The sequence below is a fragment of the Idiomarina aminovorans genome, assembly GCF_023155095.1.
Taxonomy (GTDB): Bacteria; Pseudomonadota; Gammaproteobacteria; order Enterobacterales; family Alteromonadaceae; genus Idiomarina; species Idiomarina aminovorans.
Window position 1 is genome coordinate 48,882 of sequence record NZ_JAKNDA010000005.1, and the last position, 18,668, is coordinate 67,549.

At 43.4% G+C, this 18,668-nt stretch carries 18 protein-coding genes; 9 read left to right on the top strand and 9 right to left on the bottom strand.

The annotated features are described in order from the left end of the window. Positions 1-37 precede the first annotated feature (37 nt). Positions 38-898, top strand: a complete 861-nt coding sequence (locus tag L8G48_RS10090; RefSeq protein ID WP_248264481.1) for a DNA adenine methylase — start codon at positions 38-40, stop codon at positions 896-898. Between the two features lie 12 nt (positions 899-910). Here L8G48_RS10090 and L8G48_RS10095 read toward each other — a convergent pair whose 3' ends face one another. Further along, positions 911-1,927, bottom strand: a complete 1,017-nt coding sequence (locus tag L8G48_RS10095; RefSeq protein ID WP_248264482.1) for a hypothetical protein — start codon at positions 1,925-1,927, stop codon at positions 911-913. A 1-nt stretch (position 1,928) separates the two neighbouring features. Beyond that, positions 1,929-3,050, bottom strand: coding sequence for a ParB/RepB/Spo0J family partition protein (locus tag L8G48_RS10100; RefSeq protein ID WP_248264483.1), 1,122 nt, complete (start codon positions 3,048-3,050; stop codon positions 1,929-1,931). A 472-nt stretch (positions 3,051-3,522) separates the two neighbouring features. On the opposite strand from L8G48_RS10100, the gene L8G48_RS10105 reads away from it, so the two are divergent. Together L8G48_RS10105 and tyrA are read left to right on the top strand one after the other, a co-directional pair. After that, positions 3,523-4,161, top strand: coding sequence for a DNA-J related domain-containing protein (locus L8G48_RS10105; protein ID WP_248264484.1), 639 nt, complete (start codon positions 3,523-3,525; stop codon positions 4,159-4,161). A gap of 10 nt (positions 4,162-4,171) precedes the next feature. Beyond that, positions 4,172-5,314, top strand: coding sequence for a bifunctional chorismate mutase/prephenate dehydrogenase (gene tyrA, locus L8G48_RS10110; RefSeq protein WP_248264485.1), 1,143 nt, complete (start codon positions 4,172-4,174; stop codon positions 5,312-5,314). 20 nt (positions 5,315-5,334) lie between these two features. Here tyrA and L8G48_RS10115 read toward each other — a convergent pair whose 3' ends face one another. Beyond that, positions 5,335-5,691: a response regulator gene (locus L8G48_RS10115; protein ID WP_248264486.1), complete on the bottom strand. Its 357-nt coding sequence runs from the start codon at positions 5,689-5,691 to the stop codon at positions 5,335-5,337. A 78-nt stretch (positions 5,692-5,769) separates the two neighbouring features. On the opposite strand from L8G48_RS10115, the gene L8G48_RS10120 reads away from it, so the two are divergent. Further along, complete coding sequence (locus L8G48_RS10120) at positions 5,770-6,414, top strand: cytochrome b/b6 domain-containing protein (protein ID WP_248264487.1); 645 nt, start codon at positions 5,770-5,772, stop codon at positions 6,412-6,414. On the opposite strand, the gene L8G48_RS10125 is transcribed toward L8G48_RS10120, so the two are convergent. Then, complete coding sequence (locus L8G48_RS10125; protein ID WP_248264488.1) at positions 6,415-6,879, bottom strand: c-type cytochrome; 465 nt, start codon at positions 6,877-6,879, stop codon at positions 6,415-6,417. A gap of 142 nt (positions 6,880-7,021) precedes the next feature. On the opposite strand from L8G48_RS10125, the gene L8G48_RS10130 reads away from it, so the two are divergent. Both L8G48_RS10130 and L8G48_RS10135 read left to right on the top strand, forming a co-directional pair. Then, on the top strand, positions 7,022-10,102 hold the full coding sequence (locus L8G48_RS10130) for an amidohydrolase family protein (protein WP_248264489.1): 3,081 nt from the start codon (positions 7,022-7,024) through the stop codon (positions 10,100-10,102). Next, positions 10,102-11,403 carry an amidohydrolase family protein gene (locus L8G48_RS10135; protein WP_248264490.1) on the top strand — a complete coding sequence of 434 codons (1,302 nt, stop codon included), beginning with the start codon at positions 10,102-10,104 and terminating at the stop codon, positions 11,401-11,403. Before L8G48_RS10130 ends, L8G48_RS10135 begins: the two co-directional genes overlap by 1 nt. 79 nt (positions 11,404-11,482) lie before the next feature. Here L8G48_RS10135 and L8G48_RS10140 read toward each other — a convergent pair whose 3' ends face one another. Further along, positions 11,483-12,277, bottom strand: coding sequence for a response regulator (locus L8G48_RS10140; RefSeq protein ID WP_248264491.1), 795 nt, complete (start codon positions 12,275-12,277; stop codon positions 11,483-11,485). Between the two features lie 112 nt (positions 12,278-12,389). Between L8G48_RS10140 and L8G48_RS10145 the strand changes: the two genes are divergently transcribed. After that, positions 12,390-12,695, top strand: a complete 306-nt coding sequence (locus L8G48_RS10145; RefSeq protein WP_248264492.1) for an STAS domain-containing protein — start codon at positions 12,390-12,392, stop codon at positions 12,693-12,695. Continuing rightward, positions 12,695-14,368 (top strand): PP2C family protein-serine/threonine phosphatase, encoded by a 1,674-nt coding sequence (locus tag L8G48_RS10150; RefSeq protein WP_248264493.1) that lies wholly within the window; start codon positions 12,695-12,697, stop codon positions 14,366-14,368. Before L8G48_RS10145 ends, L8G48_RS10150 begins: the two co-directional genes overlap by 1 nt. On the opposite strand, the gene yciH is transcribed toward L8G48_RS10150, so the two are convergent. From yciH to L8G48_RS10165, 3 genes are read right to left on the bottom strand one after another with little or no spacing between them, the layout of a single operon-like run. Then, positions 14,349-14,684: a stress response translation initiation inhibitor YciH gene (gene yciH, locus L8G48_RS10155; protein ID WP_248264494.1), complete on the bottom strand. Its 336-nt coding sequence runs from the start codon at positions 14,682-14,684 to the stop codon at positions 14,349-14,351. The two genes, L8G48_RS10150 and yciH, sit on opposite strands and share 20 nt — an antisense overlap. 5 nt (positions 14,685-14,689) lie before the next feature. Further along, positions 14,690-15,448 carry a hypothetical protein gene (locus tag L8G48_RS10160; RefSeq protein ID WP_248264495.1) on the bottom strand — a complete coding sequence of 253 codons (759 nt, stop codon included), beginning with the start codon at positions 15,446-15,448 and terminating at the stop codon, positions 14,690-14,692. A 27-nt stretch (positions 15,449-15,475) separates the two neighbouring features. Further along, positions 15,476-16,159, bottom strand: coding sequence for a sensor histidine kinase (locus L8G48_RS10165; RefSeq protein WP_248264496.1), 684 nt, complete (start codon positions 16,157-16,159; stop codon positions 15,476-15,478). Between the two features lie 135 nt (positions 16,160-16,294). Between L8G48_RS10165 and cysB the strand changes: the two genes are divergently transcribed. Next, the gene (gene cysB, locus L8G48_RS10170; protein ID WP_248264497.1) at positions 16,295-17,269 is read left to right on the top strand and encodes an HTH-type transcriptional regulator CysB; all 975 of its coding nucleotides are present in this window, start codon (positions 16,295-16,297) and stop codon (positions 17,267-17,269) included. A 22-nt stretch (positions 17,270-17,291) separates the two neighbouring features. On the opposite strand, the gene L8G48_RS10175 is transcribed toward cysB, so the two are convergent. Further along, the gene (locus tag L8G48_RS10175; protein WP_248264498.1) at positions 17,292-18,665 is read right to left on the bottom strand and encodes an L-serine ammonia-lyase; all 1,374 of its coding nucleotides are present in this window, start codon (positions 18,663-18,665) and stop codon (positions 17,292-17,294) included. Positions 18,666-18,668 lie beyond the last annotated feature (3 nt).

The window sequence follows — 18,668 nt, forward strand, 5'->3', positions numbered from 1 at the left end:
AGCTTCTAGACTCAGTATTGAAATAGGAAAGAATATTATGGCCATGGCTCCTTCGCCCTTGCGCTATCCTGGAGGTAAGTTCGGGATACGGAACATGATTTCAACGATTATAAACCAGCAAGAGTTAGATAGAGGGCACTATATTGAGCCTTACGCAGGTGGTGCAGGCCTCGCTTTGTCGTTGTTGTTTGGTGGTCATGTGCACGAAATACACTTGAATGATTTAGATCGTTCAATCTGGTCTTTTTGGTACTCCATCTTGAATCAACCTGAACGATTTATTAGTGCAATACGAGATGTCGAAGTGACTCTAGATGAGTGGAAAACTCAGAGAGAAGTACAAACAAATAAAGAAAGTGCTGACGTATTCGATCTCGGTTTTTCAACCTTTTTTTTGAATAGGACTAATAGATCAGGAATAATTCAGAAAGCCGGTGTAATTGGCGGTTTAAAGCAGAACGGAGCATACAAGTTAGATTGTCGCTTTGGCAAGACTGGTTTGATTGAAAGAATTGAGAGAATAAGGAAGTATTCACACAGAATTAATTTATATAACGAAGACGCAATTGATTTTATTCAAAAGTCAGAACGTGAGTTGCCAGAAAATAAAGTGTTTTGTATTGATCCTCCTTACTACCATAAAGGAGCTACGCTTTATACAAACTTTTACGAGCATTCAGATCATTTTAAGATATCTGAAGTTATTAATCGTTTAACCTCAAGCTGGTTATTAACTTATGATAACTGTAAAGAAATCAGTCATCTATATGAACAATTTAATCAGTTCACTTTCAATCTAAATTACACAGCAGCAGAAAAAAGAGTAGGAAAAGAACTTCTTATTACTAATATGGAAATTAATGATATATCTGAGAGTTGTTCACTTTCTCCTGCTTAATTTAAACTTAGATCAAGCCATTTTCAACTGCTCTAGTTTAACGTTATTAAATGCACTCAGTTTTTTTATGTCATTAACTCGCTGTATTAATAAATTAGGTCTCTCAGAATTTAATTTTAAACCCTTTTCAAAGAAACGAGGAATACGCATTCTGTGCATTATAAACCCCAATTTCTCTGTAAAGTAAATGAACTTATCTTGACCGCTACTGCGTCGGTGGTAATCAATATCAAATGGAATAAATATAGCATCCGAATACTGTGCGGGTGGAGCATCGAAAAAATATTTATGAAGCATTTCCCGGTATTCCTTAACGGATTTCTCTTGCCATTTATCACCCGTAGCAACTTGTCCATAAATAACAGACCTTATTCCAGGTTGATCATCAACATCGTCTTCAGTCCAAGATATAATATCTATGCCATGGTCTTTTACTGACCATAAATTTTCTCGGACATGAGCATTGATATTCTTATGTGGCTTGAGCTCCCATTCTTTAACTCGCTCACACACATCAACTAAGGCATCGTAAAAGCCTGTTTTATCAGGACGAGGAAATCCAAAGGAATAACTGTTTCCTCCCGAGTATCCGGCTAATGCAATGGTAGAACAAACTTGCATCAAATCACGGTCATCATTTGTCAATTGCATCTTACTACCGAGGACATCATCACGGACAGCGTGTGAAACCAGAAGACAATACAAATACACGTGTTGACTTACTTTTAACTGATGCAACTCTTCATGGACTAAACTTATTTCATGACCATCTTCTGAGAGTGTGAATGGATATGCCCCATCTAGGGCACGTACCCTTTGACCCATTAAATCTAATAAGACACTAATCTCTGATTCCTTATCCGCGTCCTCGGATTGAATATCTTGACTATCTAAAGCCTCTGAGTTTTCAATAATCCCTTCAAGCTCAGAAATTCTATATATAAAATATTCATCTTTTAAGCAAGATAACTCCAACCAGTCCAATTTGTCTTCATAACTTTTATCAAGAGGATAGGTATTTAGAGTCATTTCATTTACTCGTAATATCAAGTTGTATTAGCACTTTTTGTACTTTCTTTTTAAATTCATTTGAATAAACTAAAAAAGATGAATCAGTACCAGAAACACGGTCGAGAGTTGAAGAAAGTTTATCTAATCGGTCATTTAGATTGACAATACTTTCTTTCACTAAGTCAAGAGGATCCCGTGACTTTCTATATAAATCTTCTATTGTAAGATCTCCACCGTTTCTGAATGAATCTATCGCATTTTCATCGCTAAGTACTTGCCCAAATTTTTTTAAGTCTGGGTTTTGAGAGGTTACAACAGCGGGTCTGTTATCTGGTTTATAACCGTAGATACCAATAAGTATATCTTTAAGATTACTGAGGCTTGCACTAGGAATAGGATCGTCATGTAGCTCATTATTCCAGTCTGGCTTGAGAGCTAAATAGTTTCTATATTCAGTACGATTAAGAGCAGTATATAAGTGTGAAAAAGAAAACTTTTTACTTGTCCTATCCTTATTTATATCATAGATATCATTACGTTTAGCTTGCTCAAGAACAAAAACACCAGATAGTAATGAACGGACAGTATTATTTTTATCACCTAACTTATTGGCAATATCCTCAATAGTGATTCCATTCCCTTCCTTGTACCATTTATAAGCATATTGTGCCTTAGCGTATGAATCCCATTTGTGAGGGCCATTAACGTGTTTAAATCCTATAAATGCTCTAGCTTCATTTTCATCTTTAACTCGATACACGGAAATAGACTTCATTGAGTCTAATACCGACTCATTAAGACTTTTGGGAACCGAAATTTTTAGTTTCCTCGCTAAATCTTTATCTTTTAGAAGAAAAATTGCTGCAAGTCTTCTATTTCCCTCAAGAACCGTATAAAGGTCGTCTTTATTATCTCGTTTAAAAATTACTAAAGGTTCAATAGATAGATAACCATTCTCTGCTATTGACTGTATCAGTTCACCAAGATCTCCAAAGCTAATTAGTTCTTTTATAAGTGTTTCTTTTGGGGCTTCACTTGAGGAGTCTAAGTAACCGAATAACCTCGGGTTCTCCGTGTCAAGCTTTAATAGTTCAGGTTCAATCGCCGTAACTTTGTTCAATTCTACTTGAGAGCTAGTCACTTAGGACTCCTATATACCTTTAGTTACCGAAAATCGTCTTATATACCGAATTAACGATGCTTCTATAAGCCAAGTATACGTTTGACTAAACAAACATGAAAGCCTGAAGTGTCGGAGTTGCTCGTGTTACTTAGCTTTAGGCTAAATTGGTATGCTATTTTGTATACCTAACCGGTCTGGCCCAAAGTATTGGAAGTTCAATGAGCCGAAGTGGAAGCTGCCACGATAACGTTGTTGCTCAGAGCTTTTTGCCATATTTAATAAATAAACGGGTTATCTGGAAGAGGGGATATCCGAGTCGCAACGAGGCGAAGACTGAGATATTTGATTTTATCGGGGTGTTTACAATCCCAAAAAGCATGATTCTCACATAGATGGTGTATGGCTTGCCAACTTTGAAAAGGCGTACTGTGATAAGCTACAAACTGTCTAGTGAAAACTGGGAAGTCCAATCATTACAAGCAATTAATTAGTGCAAGTACTACATAATAGCGATAGTGTTTTAAAAATGAAAGAAGACATTGAAATACTAACCCAAATTTTGGCTGAAAGCCTGGAAGCAAAGCCTCACTGGACGGAGCTTCAATTGATAGAGTCGTTGCAGTCACCCCCTTATGAGTTTTTTGATAAAGAAGCTCTGCGTGATCCTTTAACGCTGTTTCAGACTCATTTTTTGTTGTTTCATTGTTTGTACAAGTTACGGGAACGCTGGCGAGAGCAACAAAGGTACGAGCTTTTTATTCATACGTTGAATATAGAGTGCCAGCCCTGGCGCGGCGGTGAGTCAGCTTTGGCTGAGAATGATCCGCTGGCAGACTATTATTTAGATTTAAATCAACTGGCTAGAACATCGGAAGCTGATGTCGAGTCCATGTTGGATGATTTTTGGCAGCGCATGGGACATTCTTCTGCTAAAGTCGGAACCGATATGCCGGTTGAAGACGCGTGGCTACTGATGGAAGTGGGGCCGCCGGTTACCCGTGCTTTTATCAAAAAGCAGTATCGTAAACTGGTGCATAAATACCATCCTGACAAGGGTGGCAGTGTCGCTAAAATGCAGCAAGTTCAGAAAGCTTACCATCGTGTTCTTGAAGTGATAAAAGAGGAATAAATAACAGCTCATGAGTCATGACCCCGACCAACAGTTGTCAGAACTGCGCAATGCCATTGATGCTACTGATAACGAATTAATTGAGATAATTGCCAGGCGCGCTAAGTTAACGGCCGAGGTGGGTGAGGTGAAACGTTCGTTGAAGCAACCTCTATATGTGCCTGAGAGAGAGCGCGATTTAATAAAAGAACGTCGAAAAAAAGCAAAAGCTGCCGGTTTATCGGAAGAGTTAATTGAAGATGTTGTGCGCCGTATTATTCGTGAATCGTACCGGACCCAGACCTCTCAAGCCGCCGCTACCTCGTTGCAGCTTAAACGACCTGTCTTTGTCTTTGGAGGAAAAGGGGCACTGGGTACGCGTTTAGTGAGTCAGTTAGAACAAACCGGGTATTCGGTTATAACGATAGATAAAGACGATGACTGGCCAACGCAAAATGAATTAGCTCAGGCACAATTAGTACTCATGAGTGTGCCGGTCAATAAAACGGTAGAATTAATCAAGCAGTTGCCCCCTTTACCAACAGACTGCGTGCTGGCAGATGTCACCAGTATTAAAGACGCTCCTTTAAAGGCAATGCTGCAGCAGCATAGAGGTCCGGTTGTTGGTTTACACCCAATGTTTGGACCATCAGTACAAAACCTGGCAAAACAGTTGGTGGTGGTCACTCATGGTCGTAATCAGGAGCAATATCAGTGGGTGTTGAACCAGTTTATTAATTGGGGCGCGCACTTGCACAAGGTTGATGCTAATAAGCATGATGATGCTATGGGCTGGATCCAGGCCATGCGTCACTTAAGTACTTTTGCTTATGGCGTTCATCTGGCCAGGGAACAGGTCGATATAAAAGAGTTATTAGAGCTCAGCTCTCCTATTTATCGAATGGAGTTGATGATGATTGGTCGTTTGTTTGCGCAGAATGCAGAGCTTTACGCGGATATTATCGCTGCTAATAAATCTCAATTTTCATCAATTAGACGCTATCTGCAGCGATTTTCTTCTATTATTGATGATGTAGAAGCTGGCAAAAAAACGGATTTTGTCCGACTTTTTAATGAAGTTAGCGAATATTTTGGTGAGTTTTCGGGCCAGTTTCTGAAAGAGAGCGAATCTTTGGTACAACTGGCAGATGACCAAAGATTCAGACATCAGTAGCTGAGCGCAAAGAGAAAGGCTTATAAATAGCCCGACATTAATTCACTGAGTGCCTCTGGTGAAACCGGTTTATGCAGCGTGGCGTCCATTCCGGCTTCGCGGCAAGCGCTCATTTCGCTGGCACTCTGGTGGCTGGTAATAGCAATAATCGGTGTTCTCTGATGCATTTCGGTTTGCCTTAGCTGGCGACAAACGTCGGCCCCGGACATGTCGGGCATTTCATAGTCCAGAAAGATAAGCTCCAGCTTTTGCTCCGCCAGAGACAAAGCCTCCTGTCCGGTCATAGCTGTTAATATCTCGACGTCAAAGTTAGCAAACATCGCTTTTAACACTTCAAGACTGATAAAATCGTCGTCCGCAATAAGTACTTTATGCATAGTCACTACCCATTAAAGAGAATTAATTATACCCTAGCACTTAGCTTTTTCTATTCCCAGTAACTTGGAGCTAACAATATGAATCAAAAAGGAAATTATATAAAAGTTTGGGACAGTTTCATTCGTTTGTTTCACGGTTTGCTGATCATCTTTCTGGGCGGTCTTTGGTGGACTGTAGAAAACGGGCGTATGGAACTTCACAAAGATATTGGAATTGCGCTGTTAGCCTTACTCATTGTGAGAATAGCCTGGGGTATCTTTGGTAGTGAAAGTGCGAGGTTTCGCACGTTTTTAAGGTCGCCTGCCGCCATTGCGAAGCACCTTTGTACGGTTTTTAAGGGAAAATACGAGGCAGAGAATACCCACAGCACCGCCGGTGGCTGGGCCGTTATTGTTATGCTTGGTTTATTGTTAAGTCAGGTATTAACGGGGTTATTTTCAACCGATGGTATTCTATTTTCGGGGCCGTTATCCAATTGGTTGTCGTCTGACGGTCAGAAAGCAGTAACCAGCTGGCATAAAAGCCAGTTTGATGTGATATTAATGGTTATTGCAGTACATATACTGGCTGTGTTTTTTTATCGTTTAAGAGGAACACCACTTATTGCCTCGATGGTGCACGGCTACCGAAAAAACAGCCAGCAAGCGCCAAATTTAAAACCTGGTTGGCAAGGTATGATTTTGACGATCGCTGTCTGGTTAATTTTAATGTTATTGCTTTAATCAGTCTTTATATTCGTCGTGACAGCCTTTACAAGTGTTCGCTGTGTCCATAAAAACAGGCTTTATCGAATCAAGAGAGCCTTGCTGACTGATTTCTGACAGTTTTGCAGCGTACTCTTGTAAATCATTAGCGCGCTGCTGAAAATCTTCCCAGTTGTCCCAAATGGCGGTCAATGCGTCAGAGTTATTGCCGGGCATTGCACCTTCAACGGCAAAGCCAGACCATGGAATACCTGACATTTTCTCGAAATCGTCAGCGCGACGCTGGAAAAAGTCAGCGTTATACTCAACTTCGCCTTTGATCATAGCTGCCATAGCGGAAAAGTTCTCTTTCATAACTGACAAAGCTTTTTGACGGTACTCCACAGCTTTGTCGGCATCATTAAAGGCGTTTTCGTCGGCAGTGGCGCTAAAGGAAAGCGCCATCAAGCCAGCCAGGGCGGTTGTTATCAGTTGTTTTTTCATTGGAAAGACTCCGTTTATTGAATGCACTAATCGTTAATAATACACGATCTGTCGGTTAATGCTTGTCACTCTTATAGAAAACAAAGTAAGTTGTGTTAGAGCATAACCAGAATAAAAAAGAAGTCAAAATGGGGAACAATTCATGAAAAAAGTGCATCAGCTTAGTGCATTGACGTTAGCCGTAACGTCGGTACTGACCGCTTCGGTTGTTGCTGATCAGACTTCTCGTACCAATGGGATGAGAGACAACACGCCGAGTCTGACAGCGATTCAAAACGCAACAATTATTACAGAACCGGGAAAGTCGGTGAGCAATGCCACATTGGTTATTGAAAATGGCACCGTTCAGTCTGTTGAACGTAATAATCGAGCTCCGGCAGGGGCCCGAGTTATTGATGGTACGGGCTATACCATTTATCCGGGGTTTATTGACCCTTACAGTAGTTACGGGATTCAGGCCAGTGCGGAGCAAGAGCGATCGGAAACGCCAATTTATAATAATGAGCGCGAGGGTGGCAATGCGGCAAACGACGCTATTCATTCGCAAAAAAATTGGTTTAGTGAATTTAAAACCAACTCAGAAGATGCTAACAAGTGGGTATCTCAGGGATTTACCAGCGTTCAGTCAGCGAACTTAGACGGTATTTTTCAAGGCCGGGCAGTGACGGTTTCATTAGCTGATAAAATACCAAACGATGTGATTTATCAAAGCACAGCCAAGCATTTTGGTTCTTTTGATAAAGGTTCATCGCAACAACAATACCCTTCCTCTTTGATGGGAAGTATAGCGCTTGTCAGGCAGACGTTGTCTGATGCTAACTGGTATAAGAGCTCGTACGGTAAACAGGCGCATAATCAACCGGTCGAGTTCAACGCCGCGCTTGATTCATTGACGACTATCGGGGAGCAGGGAATCGTTTTCAAGGTCAGTGATGAGAAATCACTATTGCGGGCCGATGACGTTTTTGATCAATTTAACGTACCTTCAGTCTATGTCGCATCAGGCTATGAATACGCTCGTTTAGATGCGGTTAAGAATGCTGAAAGTGATTTGATTCTTCCACTGAACTTCCCGGCAGCACCCGAGGTTGAAGGTGTTGACGGGCATCTTGATGTCGACTTAGCGGATTTGCGTCATTGGGAGCGTGCGCCATCTAACCCGGCTATGTTAGCGAACGCGGGTGTTAATTTTGCACTGACCCTTCACGATTTAGAAAAGTCAGAAAGGTTTTGGCCGAATTTGCGTAAAGCGGTCAAGCATGGTTTGAGTGAAGAGCAAGCCCTTGCCGCACTGACAACAACGCCGGCAAAAATTGCCGGCATTGAAGACAAGGCCGGAAAGCTCGCGCAAGGCTATATGGCTGACTTTGTCATGGTAAAAGGTGACGTCTTTGCGGATGGAACCATTCAGTCAGTCTGGTTACAGGGTGAAGAAAATGAATTGGTATCCCGTGATGAAGTCGACTTCGTTGGTACTTATCGTATTGACTGGAATGGGCAGGAAGTTGCGGTTGAAATTAAGCCCGGAGCCGGGCTAGCGGGCGAAGTTAAAGTTGGCGATAAAACGAGTGCATTGCGCCATGTAGAGTCTGATACCGAGTCTCTGTCTTTTGTCACGGACCTGGAGCTGGCACCTGCAGGCAGCTGGCGTTTTAAGCTAGAGCCTGAAGCACAAGATGCATTTGCGGTAACAGCCGTTTCTCCGGAAGGCGATGAAATTACTTTGCAGGCACAGATGGATGTGCCTGAAAGTAAAGCAGAAACAACAAACGAGACTGGTTCGGTTGAGTACGCTAGTGAATTGACCTTCCCCAATGTTGCGTATGGTCTTAACGGCCTGCCGGAGAGACAAGATGTCCTGATTCGTAATGTGACTGTGTGGACGGCAAGTGAAGAAGGTATTCTGGAAGAAACCGATGTATTGGTTCGAAATGGTCAGTTCTCGGCTATTGGCGAGAATTTATCGGCGCCTTCCGGTGTTACTGAAATTGATGGTGCCGGTATGCATTTGACTCCGGGTATCATTGATGAGCATTCGCACATTGCCATTGAAGGCGGTGTTAACGAGGGCTCTGAAGCTGTTACTTCAGAGGTCAGAATTGGTGACGTGGTCAACCCGGATGATATTCATATTTATCGTTCTCTGGCTGGCGGTACGACGATGGCGCAATTGCTTCATGGTTCAGCTAACCCTATTGGCGGGCAGGCGCAAGTCATCAAACTGCGTTGGGGAACTGATGCAAATATTATGAAGTTTGATGCAGCACCCGAGTCGATTAAATTTGCCCTGGGAGAAAACGTTAAGCAGAGCAATTGGGGCGACAACATGACGGTTCGTTACCCGCAAACTCGCTTAGGTGTTGAAACGATTATGCGCGATGGTTTTCAGACGGCTCTTGAATATCAGCAACGAAAACAGGCTTATGAGCGTATGAGTCGTTTAGAGCGCAGTAAAGTTGCAGCCCCGCGTCCTGATTACCGTCTGGAAACGTTAATTGAGATTTTAAACAGTGAACGTTTTGTCCATGCTCACTCTTATGTCGCATCAGAAATTTTGATGTTAATGGAGGTAGCAGAAGATTTTGGCTTTACGCTGGATACTTTTACTCACATTCTGGAAGGCTATAAGGTAGCGGATGAAATGGCAGCGCACGGCGCCAGCGGTTCCACGTTTGCCGATTGGTGGGCATATAAGTTTGAAGTGTATGACGCCATTCCGCATAACGCCTGTTTAATGAAGGAACGCGGCGTATTAACCAGTATTAACTCGGACAGCAATGACTTACAGCGTCGCTTAAATACCGAAGCTGCTAAATCGGTGCTTTATTGTGATATGGACCCGCATGAAGCGTTGAAAATGATCACGATTAATCCAGCGAAGCAGTTGAAAGTAGACCGTTATGTTGGCTCTGTTGAAAAAGGCAAACATGCCGACTTCGTTCTATGGAGCCATTACCCATTAAGCGCTTATGCGCGTGCAGAGCAGACTTGGATCAATGGTCGCAAATTCTTTGACCGTGAGCTGGATAAGCAGCACCAACAGACGGTTAAGAAAGAGAAAAACGCACTTATCCAGAAAGTTTTAGCGGCAGGTGATGATGCGAAAGAGGGGGCTAAAGACGGTTATAAACCGGCTCAACCTACCTGGCATTGTGATACTGAGCATGATTTTTGGTTGGATCACTTTACCGGTAAAGGGCATCAGCACGGAGGACAACACTAATGAATAAACTACTGACAACCGTTAGTGCTGCTTTAGTGAGTGCATTGGCACTCAACAGTGCAGTAGCACACGACCAGGTTCCGGGCGATAAACAAGACAGCCCCATCGTACTTCAGGGGGGGATTTTGCACACTGTTGCTAATGGTGTTTTAACTGACTCTGACTTAGTTTTTGAACATGGAAAAATAACGGCTATTGGTCGTGAGGTCAGTATTCCCGACGGGGCTGAAGTGATAGATATTTCAGGTCAGCATGTGTACCCGGGAGTTATTGCCATGGATACCACTATTGGCCTGAATGAAATTGAAGCGGTACGTGCTACGCGAGATGCGCGTGAAGTCGGTGATGTTCATCCGGAAGTTGCGGGACACATTGCTTTTAATGCCGACTCGGAGATTATACCGACGGTGCGAAACCATGGTATTACTCATGCGCAGGTGGCCCCTGAAGGGTCCTTAGTTGCAGGCCAGTCGTCGTTAATGCACTTAGATGGCTGGAATACTCAGGACGCCCTGGTTTCCGCAGAATTAGGGGTACATGTTTCATGGCCTCGTACCTATGTTATCAATACGTGGTGGGAACGTCGTTCTGCAGAGCAGCAGCGCAAAGCTAATAAAGAAGCACGTCAGCAGCTGATGAAAGTTTTTGCTGATGCGAAAGCTTATTACGATGCTAAGCAGGCTGACCTCGCCATTAACGTTGATCAGCGTTGGGAAGCCATGCTTGGTTTATTCGATGGCAGCAAGAAGCTGTATGTGCATGCTAACGACAAACGTCAGTTGGAACAGGCTATTGATACCAGTCAGGAATTCGGTTTTGAACTGGTACTGATGGGAGCAAGAGACGCCTGGCGCATTGCTGATAAATTAGCAGAGTTGAATATACCGGTTGTTTTCGGTTCCCCTTACGGGCTGCCGGGTCGCGATGACGAAGGTTATGATCAAGATTTCTCATCACCGGCTCGTTTGGCAGAGGCAGGCGTTAACTTTGCTATCTCGTATCCAGGATACTGGGACGTGCGGAACTTGCCGTTTGCAGCGGGCAACGCGGTTGCTTTTGGACTGGATCAACAACAGGCTTTGACAGCCATTACATTGAAACCGGCTGAAATTCTTGGTGTTGCGGATAAGCTGGGGTCACTTGAAGTTGGAAAGAGTGCATCTCTTAGCGTGTCGGAAGGTGACTTACTGGACCCCATTGGGCAAAAATTAACGCACCTTTATATTGATGGCCGTAAAGTCAGTTTAAGCAGCCGTCATACCGAGCTGTACGAAAAGTATCGTCAGAAACCTTCTGAATAGAATTTTTAGCAAAAGCTACAAGAAGTAAGCCCCTGTCAATTGAGTTGGCAGGGGCTTTTTATTGAAACGACTCCACACTTTAGCTGTTTAATAAACGCGCTATGAGCGTTCTCAGCGTTGCTGGCTCGAAAGGTTTGTCCGTTAGTGCATCAACACCACTTTGCTTCACATTGGCAAGTTGAGGCTCATCGGCGCGGGCTGTCACCATTAATACTGGTGTGTGGGCATGCGTTGAACTGTTTCGGATATACTGTGTGAGTTCACTGCCGTTCATTTGTGGCATATGAAAGTCGGTAACAATCAAGTCAAACTGATGCTCTGCCAGAATTTCTATAGCTTGCTGTCCGTCTTCAGCTTCGACAAAACTTTCAACCCCTAAATTCTCGAAAACCCGTCTTAATACATGCCGGGAGGTCATGCTGTCATCGACAATCAGTACTCTCAAATCTTCGATATCATAAAGCTCAAGATGAAGCAGCTCTGGTTCCATCATATCCATAGTGGCAGTAATTGCCCGTTGCAGCTGATCCGGAGTAAAAGGTTTTGGCAGAATAGCAATAATACCGGCTTGTTTGAATTGCTCCAGTTGATCCGCCCGGTGTTCTGATGACACCAGCATAAAATGTAAGGTATCTTTTAAATCTTTGGCGTTAATAAACTGAATCAGTTCATGGGCAGTGCCGTCAGAAAAATACATAGCGCTGGTGACAATATCCGGTTGCCAACGAAGTATTTCTTGTTTAGCTTCTGCAATGGTAGAAGCGCCGCGGGTATGCTGAATACCTGCCTGATTCAGGTGTTGCGTAATGACTTTTCGTTGCACATCGGATGGCTCGATAAGTAAAATACGAAGTTCGTCGAAAGCTATTGCCATAATTAGGCCAACATTAAATAACTAGGATTTATTGTGACGGAAAGAGTAGGGTATTCAGCAGATAAACTCAATCAGAAAATCTGTGTTAAGCTCATTAAAAAAAGGAGTCAGTATGAGCGTTAGTCGTGACTTTTCAAATGATGGTAAGCAATTAGTTATCGCCATAAAAGGCAAGTTTGATTTTAGTCTGGTGCAGGAATTTCGTCAGGCTTACAGCCACATTGGTGATTCACAACCCACTGTCATTATCGATCTCAGGGAAACCGACTACCTGGACAGTTCCGCGCTGGGTATGTTGCTGAACATGCGTAAATCTTTGGGTAGTAGCGTAAAAGCTATTCAGTTAGTGAATGCTAAGCCGGACGTGCGTCGCATTCTCGATATCTCACGCTTTGATAAGATGTTTGTCATTGCCTGATGAAAGTATTGATTGTCGATGACCAACCTGCAAATCAGGTAATGTTGACGGGGTTAATTAAGCGTTTTGGTCATCAAGTCTCTTGTGCTTCAAATGGTGTAGAAGCCATTGATATCTTTACCAGCTTAGCACCGGACGTTGTTCTGTTGGATGTGATGATGCCAATTATGGACGGGTTTAAGACGGCTCCTTGTCTAAAAGCTTTGAGTGGTGATGTTCATTTACCTATCTTATTTATCACTGCGCTGGATGATCAGGAAACCCTGTTGAGATGTCTGGAGGCGGGGGGAGACGACTTCATTAGTGTCCCATTTGAACCGGTTGTATTGCAGGCTAAATTAAATGCGCATGCTCGCGTTCGTGAGTTGAGTCACTCCCTGAAAGATAAAAATGAAGCGTTGGCTTATCATTCTAATCGTATGGAACGTGAGCAGAATATTGTGAGTCATATGCTGGCGAATGCATTGCAGGAAAATGAAACTGAGCACTCCTTCTTAAAAACCTATCTCGCACCTGCCAATGAGTTTAATGGCGATTTAGTTCTGACTAAAGGTGGGCCGTTAGGTAACTTTTATTTGTTTGTTGGTGACTTTACCGGGCACGGGCTGGCGCCTGCAACCGGCGCTTTACCGGTTTCTCAGACCTTTTTTGATTTAGCTGAAAAAGGGCTTTCTGTGGCTAATATGGTAGAAGAGTTTAATCGTAAGCTGGTTAGGCTGTTACCTGATGATATGTTTTGTGCGGCTTTTGTAGCCGAGTTATCAGCCAACGGCGAGCGTTTAACCTATTGGAATGGCGGTATTCCCGATGCGCTTTTGATTAATGGAGCCGGTCAAGTAGAAAAAAGATTAGTACCCGAGCATATGGCGTTGGGGATCCTGTCACCGGATGAGTTCAGTAGCCAGGTCAGCCATTGTTTCGTCGAAGAGAATACCCGCCTGATAACTTATACTGATGGTGTTGTCGAAATGACAAACAAAGCTGATGAAAGGTTATCTGAACGAGGCTTTGAAATCTTGCTGCTACGCTATGCCTGTGAACGGGACTTTGAAGGGTTAGTTAATGCATTGCAGACGTTTAAAGAGAATCAGGAACAGCTGGATGATATCTCATTGGTTTGCCTGGACTGTGGTGGTGTGACTAATTTACCCGTGAGTAAGCCTGAAAATAACGTGACTCACTTGCCTTTTCGGTTAGTTGTTTATTTAAAAGAAGACGAGATTAAGGGTCAAGACCCGATTATTAAGCTGGTGGACTCACTTATCCATCTGGAAGGGATCCGGGCTCACAAAACCGCTTTATATTTGTTACTGGCAGAAGCTTTTAATAATATGCTTGAACATAGCGTGCTGCAGCTCGACTCAGGAATAAAGCAAACCGGACAAGGATTTGATGAATATTACCGAACCCGGGAACAACGCTTGGCTGAATTAAAAGACGTTGAAATAGAAATTGATATTCAATATCAACCAGACAGTAGTTTACTGTCTTTCAGCATTGCATCGAATAGTGAAAATGGCTTTATCGAGTGTCAGGAAAATGTTGAGGGCGATGAGGTACTCGCCTTTGGACGAGGTCTGCAGTTGATAAAAAACTTCTCAAGTTACGTTGACTGGCGTGATCATGGTCGTCGTCTGTATATTGAATATGACCTTAGCCTCCCGCCCGCTTAACGTTGTAACCTTCTTTTTTTAGCCAGCTTTCAATGCTTTCCCGTTGATCACCTTGCAGCTCAATGTCATAGTCTTTTAGCGAGCCACCAACACCACAGTGTTGTTTTAGCTTTTTAGCGATGGCTTTTAACTCTGCTTGCGGCTTATCTAAGCCAGTGATGATGGTGACCCCTTTACCTTTTCGGCCTTTTGTTTCCCGGCGCAGGCGCACTATGCCATCCCCTTGCGGAACATGTTCGGGCTCAGGATCTGGCTCAACCCGGCCTGAATTTGTTGAATAAACCATCTGGCTCAGTTGGTCTTTCCAGTCTGACATTGTATTTACCACTTTTTCTTCGGTTGAAATAATTCTTCTAAGTCGTCTTCTTTTTTATGTTTTTCTTTATCTCTGGCGTGAGCATCTTTCAATTCTTGCGCAATTTGCTCCAGTGCCTGCTGTATAGATTGCTGGCGAGAAGTCGTGTAATCATCACTAAAGTTTTGATCCTCAATGGTACGCAGAGCTTTCTCATAATATTGCCTTGCGGAGCCCAGCATTTGGCTCTCATAAGCATGACGGCCGCGACGTATTAAAGTCTCAATGCTAATTTTTAGCTGGAGTTTAGTTAAGCGTTGGTCTTCAACACTAAAAACATTGCTGTCGACTCTGCCACGTGAATGCTCGCTTCGCAATGTTCCTCGTAAACGTTTCAGTCCATTGATCATGGCTATAATTTGCTTGTCGTTCTGCGGAATCTCAAAGTCTTCACTGATCAAAGAGGTATCATTGCGATCAACACTTTGTATGCGTTCCTCATAATCTTGTATTCGCGCCTGATAGTCTTTTGACGAAGAGGTGCTGTTCATGCTTTTAAGGACTTCCAGTGCTCGACTATTCAGCACAACCAGCATGGATTTTCCGACCGGAAAGAAGCTCGACATATGAATAAGGTCTTCAATCTGCTCGAGAGAGTTGCGAAAGCGCGCCATTTTTTTGCGACGATCTAACTCTAAACGCTGTTTATGTTGTTGCACCGCACCGACAATAACTGCCAGTATTATCAGTAATACAATCAGTGCGATAACAATGGTGTAAATCATATTACGCTCATTAGGTTATTATTGTTTTCAGGGTAATGTTAAAGAGAAAACACCACCACCTAAGTGTCCATTATTTTTGAGTTCGATAAAACCTTTTTTATGGTTTCGCTCATGCGCATTTGCAATCAAATGAGCGAAGTAGAGCCCAAGTCCCGTTCGCGCCTGCTGAACATTTAATTGTTGCATTGGCATGGTAGCATTTTCCAGCATCTCAATAGGGAAACCCTCACCATTATCATGAACCGTAATTTGGCAACCACCGTTATCGTCTGGTTCAACTTTAATAAAGAGTTTATCGGCGGTATAGCGCATTGCATTAATGATGGCGTCATTCAGTAAATTAAAGATGAGATCTCTGTCAAACCAGCTGGTAGCTGTTTCAGCTATCTCTGTACTGACTGCTATGTTCCGCTGTTCCAGATAAATTTCATTATTAAGCAGTAACTCTTCAATGACTTCATCAAGGTGGTGCTGATCCATATTTAACGGCAACGCATCATTATTTTCACGGTAAAGCGTCAGCATTTGCATTAAGCTGGAATTGATCCGTTGGGCTTCGTAATGGACTTTCGCCATTTTTTCTGTTGCACTGCTATCTGTGACCTGTTCAGACACTTCTTCTATCATCTGAATGAGTAAGCACAATGAGTTTTTCATATCATGTACAGAAGAAGCCAGTACGGTTGAAAAATCGAATGTGCGCTGAGCCATAGAAGCCAATTCCTGTCGTACCGATAAAAGTTTCGACAAATACAGTTGCTATCGTTTTTATATTTGTCATAGTTACTGAAGTTATTATAGTATTTTCTTATATCACATTTCGCAAACAGAGTGGCACGTTCGCCAATGAAATTACAGCAATTACGTTACATTGTTGAAGTCATGAATCACAATCTGAATGTTTCTGCTACGGCTGAAAGCTTATTTACGTCTCAGCCCGGCATCAGCAAGCAGATAAGAATGCTGGAAGATGAACTGGGCGTGCAAATATTTGGGCGCACCGGAAAGCATTTAACTCATGTTACAACTGCCGGTAAAGATATTATTAGCGTTGCACAACACGTTCTGGATAACGTTCAGTCAATAAAAACGGTTGCGGCAGAATATACCTTGCCGGATCAGGGGAAGCTCAACATTGCGACCACTCATACTCAGGCGCGTTATGCCCTGCCTTCCGTTATTGAACGATTTATTCAGCGGTATCCAAAAGTTTCACTGCATATGCATCAGGGCTCACCGGAGCAAATTAGTGAGGCGGCGGCAAAAGGGCGGGCAGACTTTGCTATTGCCACCGAAGCATTGCACTTGTACCACGATCTGATCATGCTGCCGTGTTATCACTGGAATCGATCGATTGTAGTGCCTAAATCTCACCCACTGACACAACTGAGCAAAATATCTGTTGATGAGATTGCTGAGTTTCCGTTGGTCACTTATGTGCATGGTTTTACGGGGCGTTCCGAGCTTGATAAAGCCTTTGCCGAAGCTGGGCATGAACCTAAAATTGTGTTTACGGCAACCGATGCTGATGTCATAAAAACCTACGTCAGGATGGGGCTTGGTATTGGTGTTTTGGCAAGTATGGCTTATGACCCTAAAGTGGATACCGATCTTGTTGCGATACCGGCTGAGCATCTTTTTGCACATAGCACAACCAAAATTGGTTTTCGCAGAGGAACATTCTTACGAACTTACATGTATGATTTTATAGAAAATTTTGCATCGCACTTAACGCGGGAACAGGTACAAAAAGCTACGGAAATGAAAACTCAGGATGAAATTGATAAATTATTTGTGAATTGTTCGCTGCCGATGCGCTAAACACCGGCAGTAGACTTATTAATTAGCACTCAGTAATATTGACAGCCAAACCGCCTCGCGCGGTTTCTTTGTATTTGGTCTTCATGTCGTTACCGGTGTCCCACATCGTTTTAATCACTTTATCCAATGACACTTTTTGGTCACCGTCGCCGCGCATCGCTAAACGAGCAGCATTAATGGCTTTGACAGAGCCCATAGCGTTGCGTTCAATACAAGGCACCTGGACTAAACCACCGACAGGGTCACAGGTTAAGCCTAAATTATGCTCCATGCCAATTTCCGCGGCATTTTCCACCGTAGAAGGGTCCGCCCCCATAAATTCGGCTAAGGCTCCGGCTGCCATTGAACAGGCAACGCCGACTTCGCCCTGACAACCAACTTCGGCACCGGAAATAGAAGCATTTTTCTTATAAAGAATACCGATAGCAGCCGATGTCAGCAGAAAACGCACAACAGAGTCTTCGTCGAAAGTCTCGATAAACCGGTCAGCATAGCTCATTACCGCCGGTATAATACCTGCCGCTCCATTGGTCGGTGCGGTTACGATACGCCCACCAGCAGCATTTTCCTCATTAACGGCCAGAGCATAAAGGTCGACCCAGTCCATTACCTGCATGGCATCACCAGACTTTTCTTTTTTCAGGCGCTGATAAAAGGATGAAGCCCGGCGGCGCACTTTTAGGCCTCCCGGAAGAATACCTTCGGTGGTAATGCCATTGTTGATGCTTTCCTGCATGGTACGCCAAATTTTCATCAGACCAGTGCGAATATCGTCTTCACTACGAAAGACTTTTTCGTTCGCCATCATTAACGAACTCATGCGCATACCATGTTCTTTGCAATGAGCAAGAAGGTCCGCGGCACTGTTAAATGGGTATGGAATCGGTTTTGCCGATTGCTCTATGGCTTCTTCCAGAGTCTCGTCAAAATCTTGATCGCGCACAATAAAGCCGCCGCCAATGGAATAATAGAGATCGCTATAAATGATCTCCCCATCTTTCAGCAGCTTGAGCTCCATGGCGTTGGCGTGCTTGGGCATGGTTTTTCGGCGGTGAAAAGTAATAGCGCCTTCATTGGGAAAAGAAACGTCTTTCTCACCCAGCAAATTCAGCTTTTCAGTCTTACGGGTTTGCTCCAGAAAATCTTCAACAGTGTCAGTGTCTATCGTTTCAGGAGTCTCGCCGACGAGCCCCAGAATAACCGCTTTACCGGTACCGTGACCTTTACCCGTTTGTCCAAGTGAACCGAACAGTTCGACTTTTATTCCATCTGCGTTATCTAGATGTCCTGACTGTTTTGCGATATGCAAAAAATCATAAGCGGCTTTCATCGGCCCTACAGTGTGAGAACTGGAAGGGCCAATACCAATTTTATAGATATCAAAAACGCTGATCATACT

Excerpts from the sequence above, each read along its gene's own strand:
- tyrA (WP_248264485.1), top strand. The coding sequence starts at position 4,172 with ATGAGTCATGACCCCGACCAACAGTTGTCAGAACTGCGCAATGCCATT.
- yciH (WP_248264494.1), bottom strand. The coding sequence starts at position 14,684 with ATGTCAGACTGGAAAGACCAACTGAGCCAGATGGTTTATTCAACAAAT.
- L8G48_RS10125 (WP_248264488.1), bottom strand. The coding sequence starts at position 6,879 with ATGAAAAAACAACTGATAACAACCGCCCTGGCTGGCTTGATGGCGCTT.
- L8G48_RS10160 (WP_248264495.1), bottom strand. The coding sequence starts at position 15,448 with ATGATTTACACCATTGTTATCGCACTGATTGTATTACTGATAATACTG.
- L8G48_RS10135 (WP_248264490.1), top strand. The coding sequence starts at position 10,102 with ATGAATAAACTACTGACAACCGTTAGTGCTGCTTTAGTGAGTGCATTG.
- L8G48_RS10175 (WP_248264498.1), bottom strand. The coding sequence starts at position 18,665 with ATGATCAGCGTTTTTGATATCTATAAAATTGGTATTGGCCCTTCCAGT.
- L8G48_RS10150 (WP_248264493.1), top strand. The coding sequence starts at position 12,695 with ATGAAAGTATTGATTGTCGATGACCAACCTGCAAATCAGGTAATGTTG.
- L8G48_RS10095 (WP_248264482.1), bottom strand. The coding sequence starts at position 1,927 with ATGACTCTAAATACCTATCCTCTTGATAAAAGTTATGAAGACAAATTG.
- L8G48_RS10145 (WP_248264492.1), top strand. The coding sequence starts at position 12,390 with ATGAGCGTTAGTCGTGACTTTTCAAATGATGGTAAGCAATTAGTTATC.
- cysB (WP_248264497.1), top strand. The coding sequence starts at position 16,295 with ATGAAATTACAGCAATTACGTTACATTGTTGAAGTCATGAATCACAAT.
- L8G48_RS10115 (WP_248264486.1), bottom strand. The coding sequence starts at position 5,691 with ATGCATAAAGTACTTATTGCGGACGACGATTTTATCAGTCTTGAAGTG.
- L8G48_RS10090 (WP_248264481.1), top strand. The coding sequence starts at position 38 with ATGGCCATGGCTCCTTCGCCCTTGCGCTATCCTGGAGGTAAGTTCGGG.
- L8G48_RS10165 (WP_248264496.1), bottom strand. The coding sequence starts at position 16,159 with ATGGCTCAGCGCACATTCGATTTTTCAACCGTACTGGCTTCTTCTGTA.
- L8G48_RS10120 (WP_248264487.1), top strand. The coding sequence starts at position 5,770 with ATGAATCAAAAAGGAAATTATATAAAAGTTTGGGACAGTTTCATTCGT.
- L8G48_RS10130 (WP_248264489.1), top strand. The coding sequence starts at position 7,022 with ATGAAAAAAGTGCATCAGCTTAGTGCATTGACGTTAGCCGTAACGTCG.
- L8G48_RS10140 (WP_248264491.1), bottom strand. The coding sequence starts at position 12,277 with ATGGCAATAGCTTTCGACGAACTTCGTATTTTACTTATCGAGCCATCC.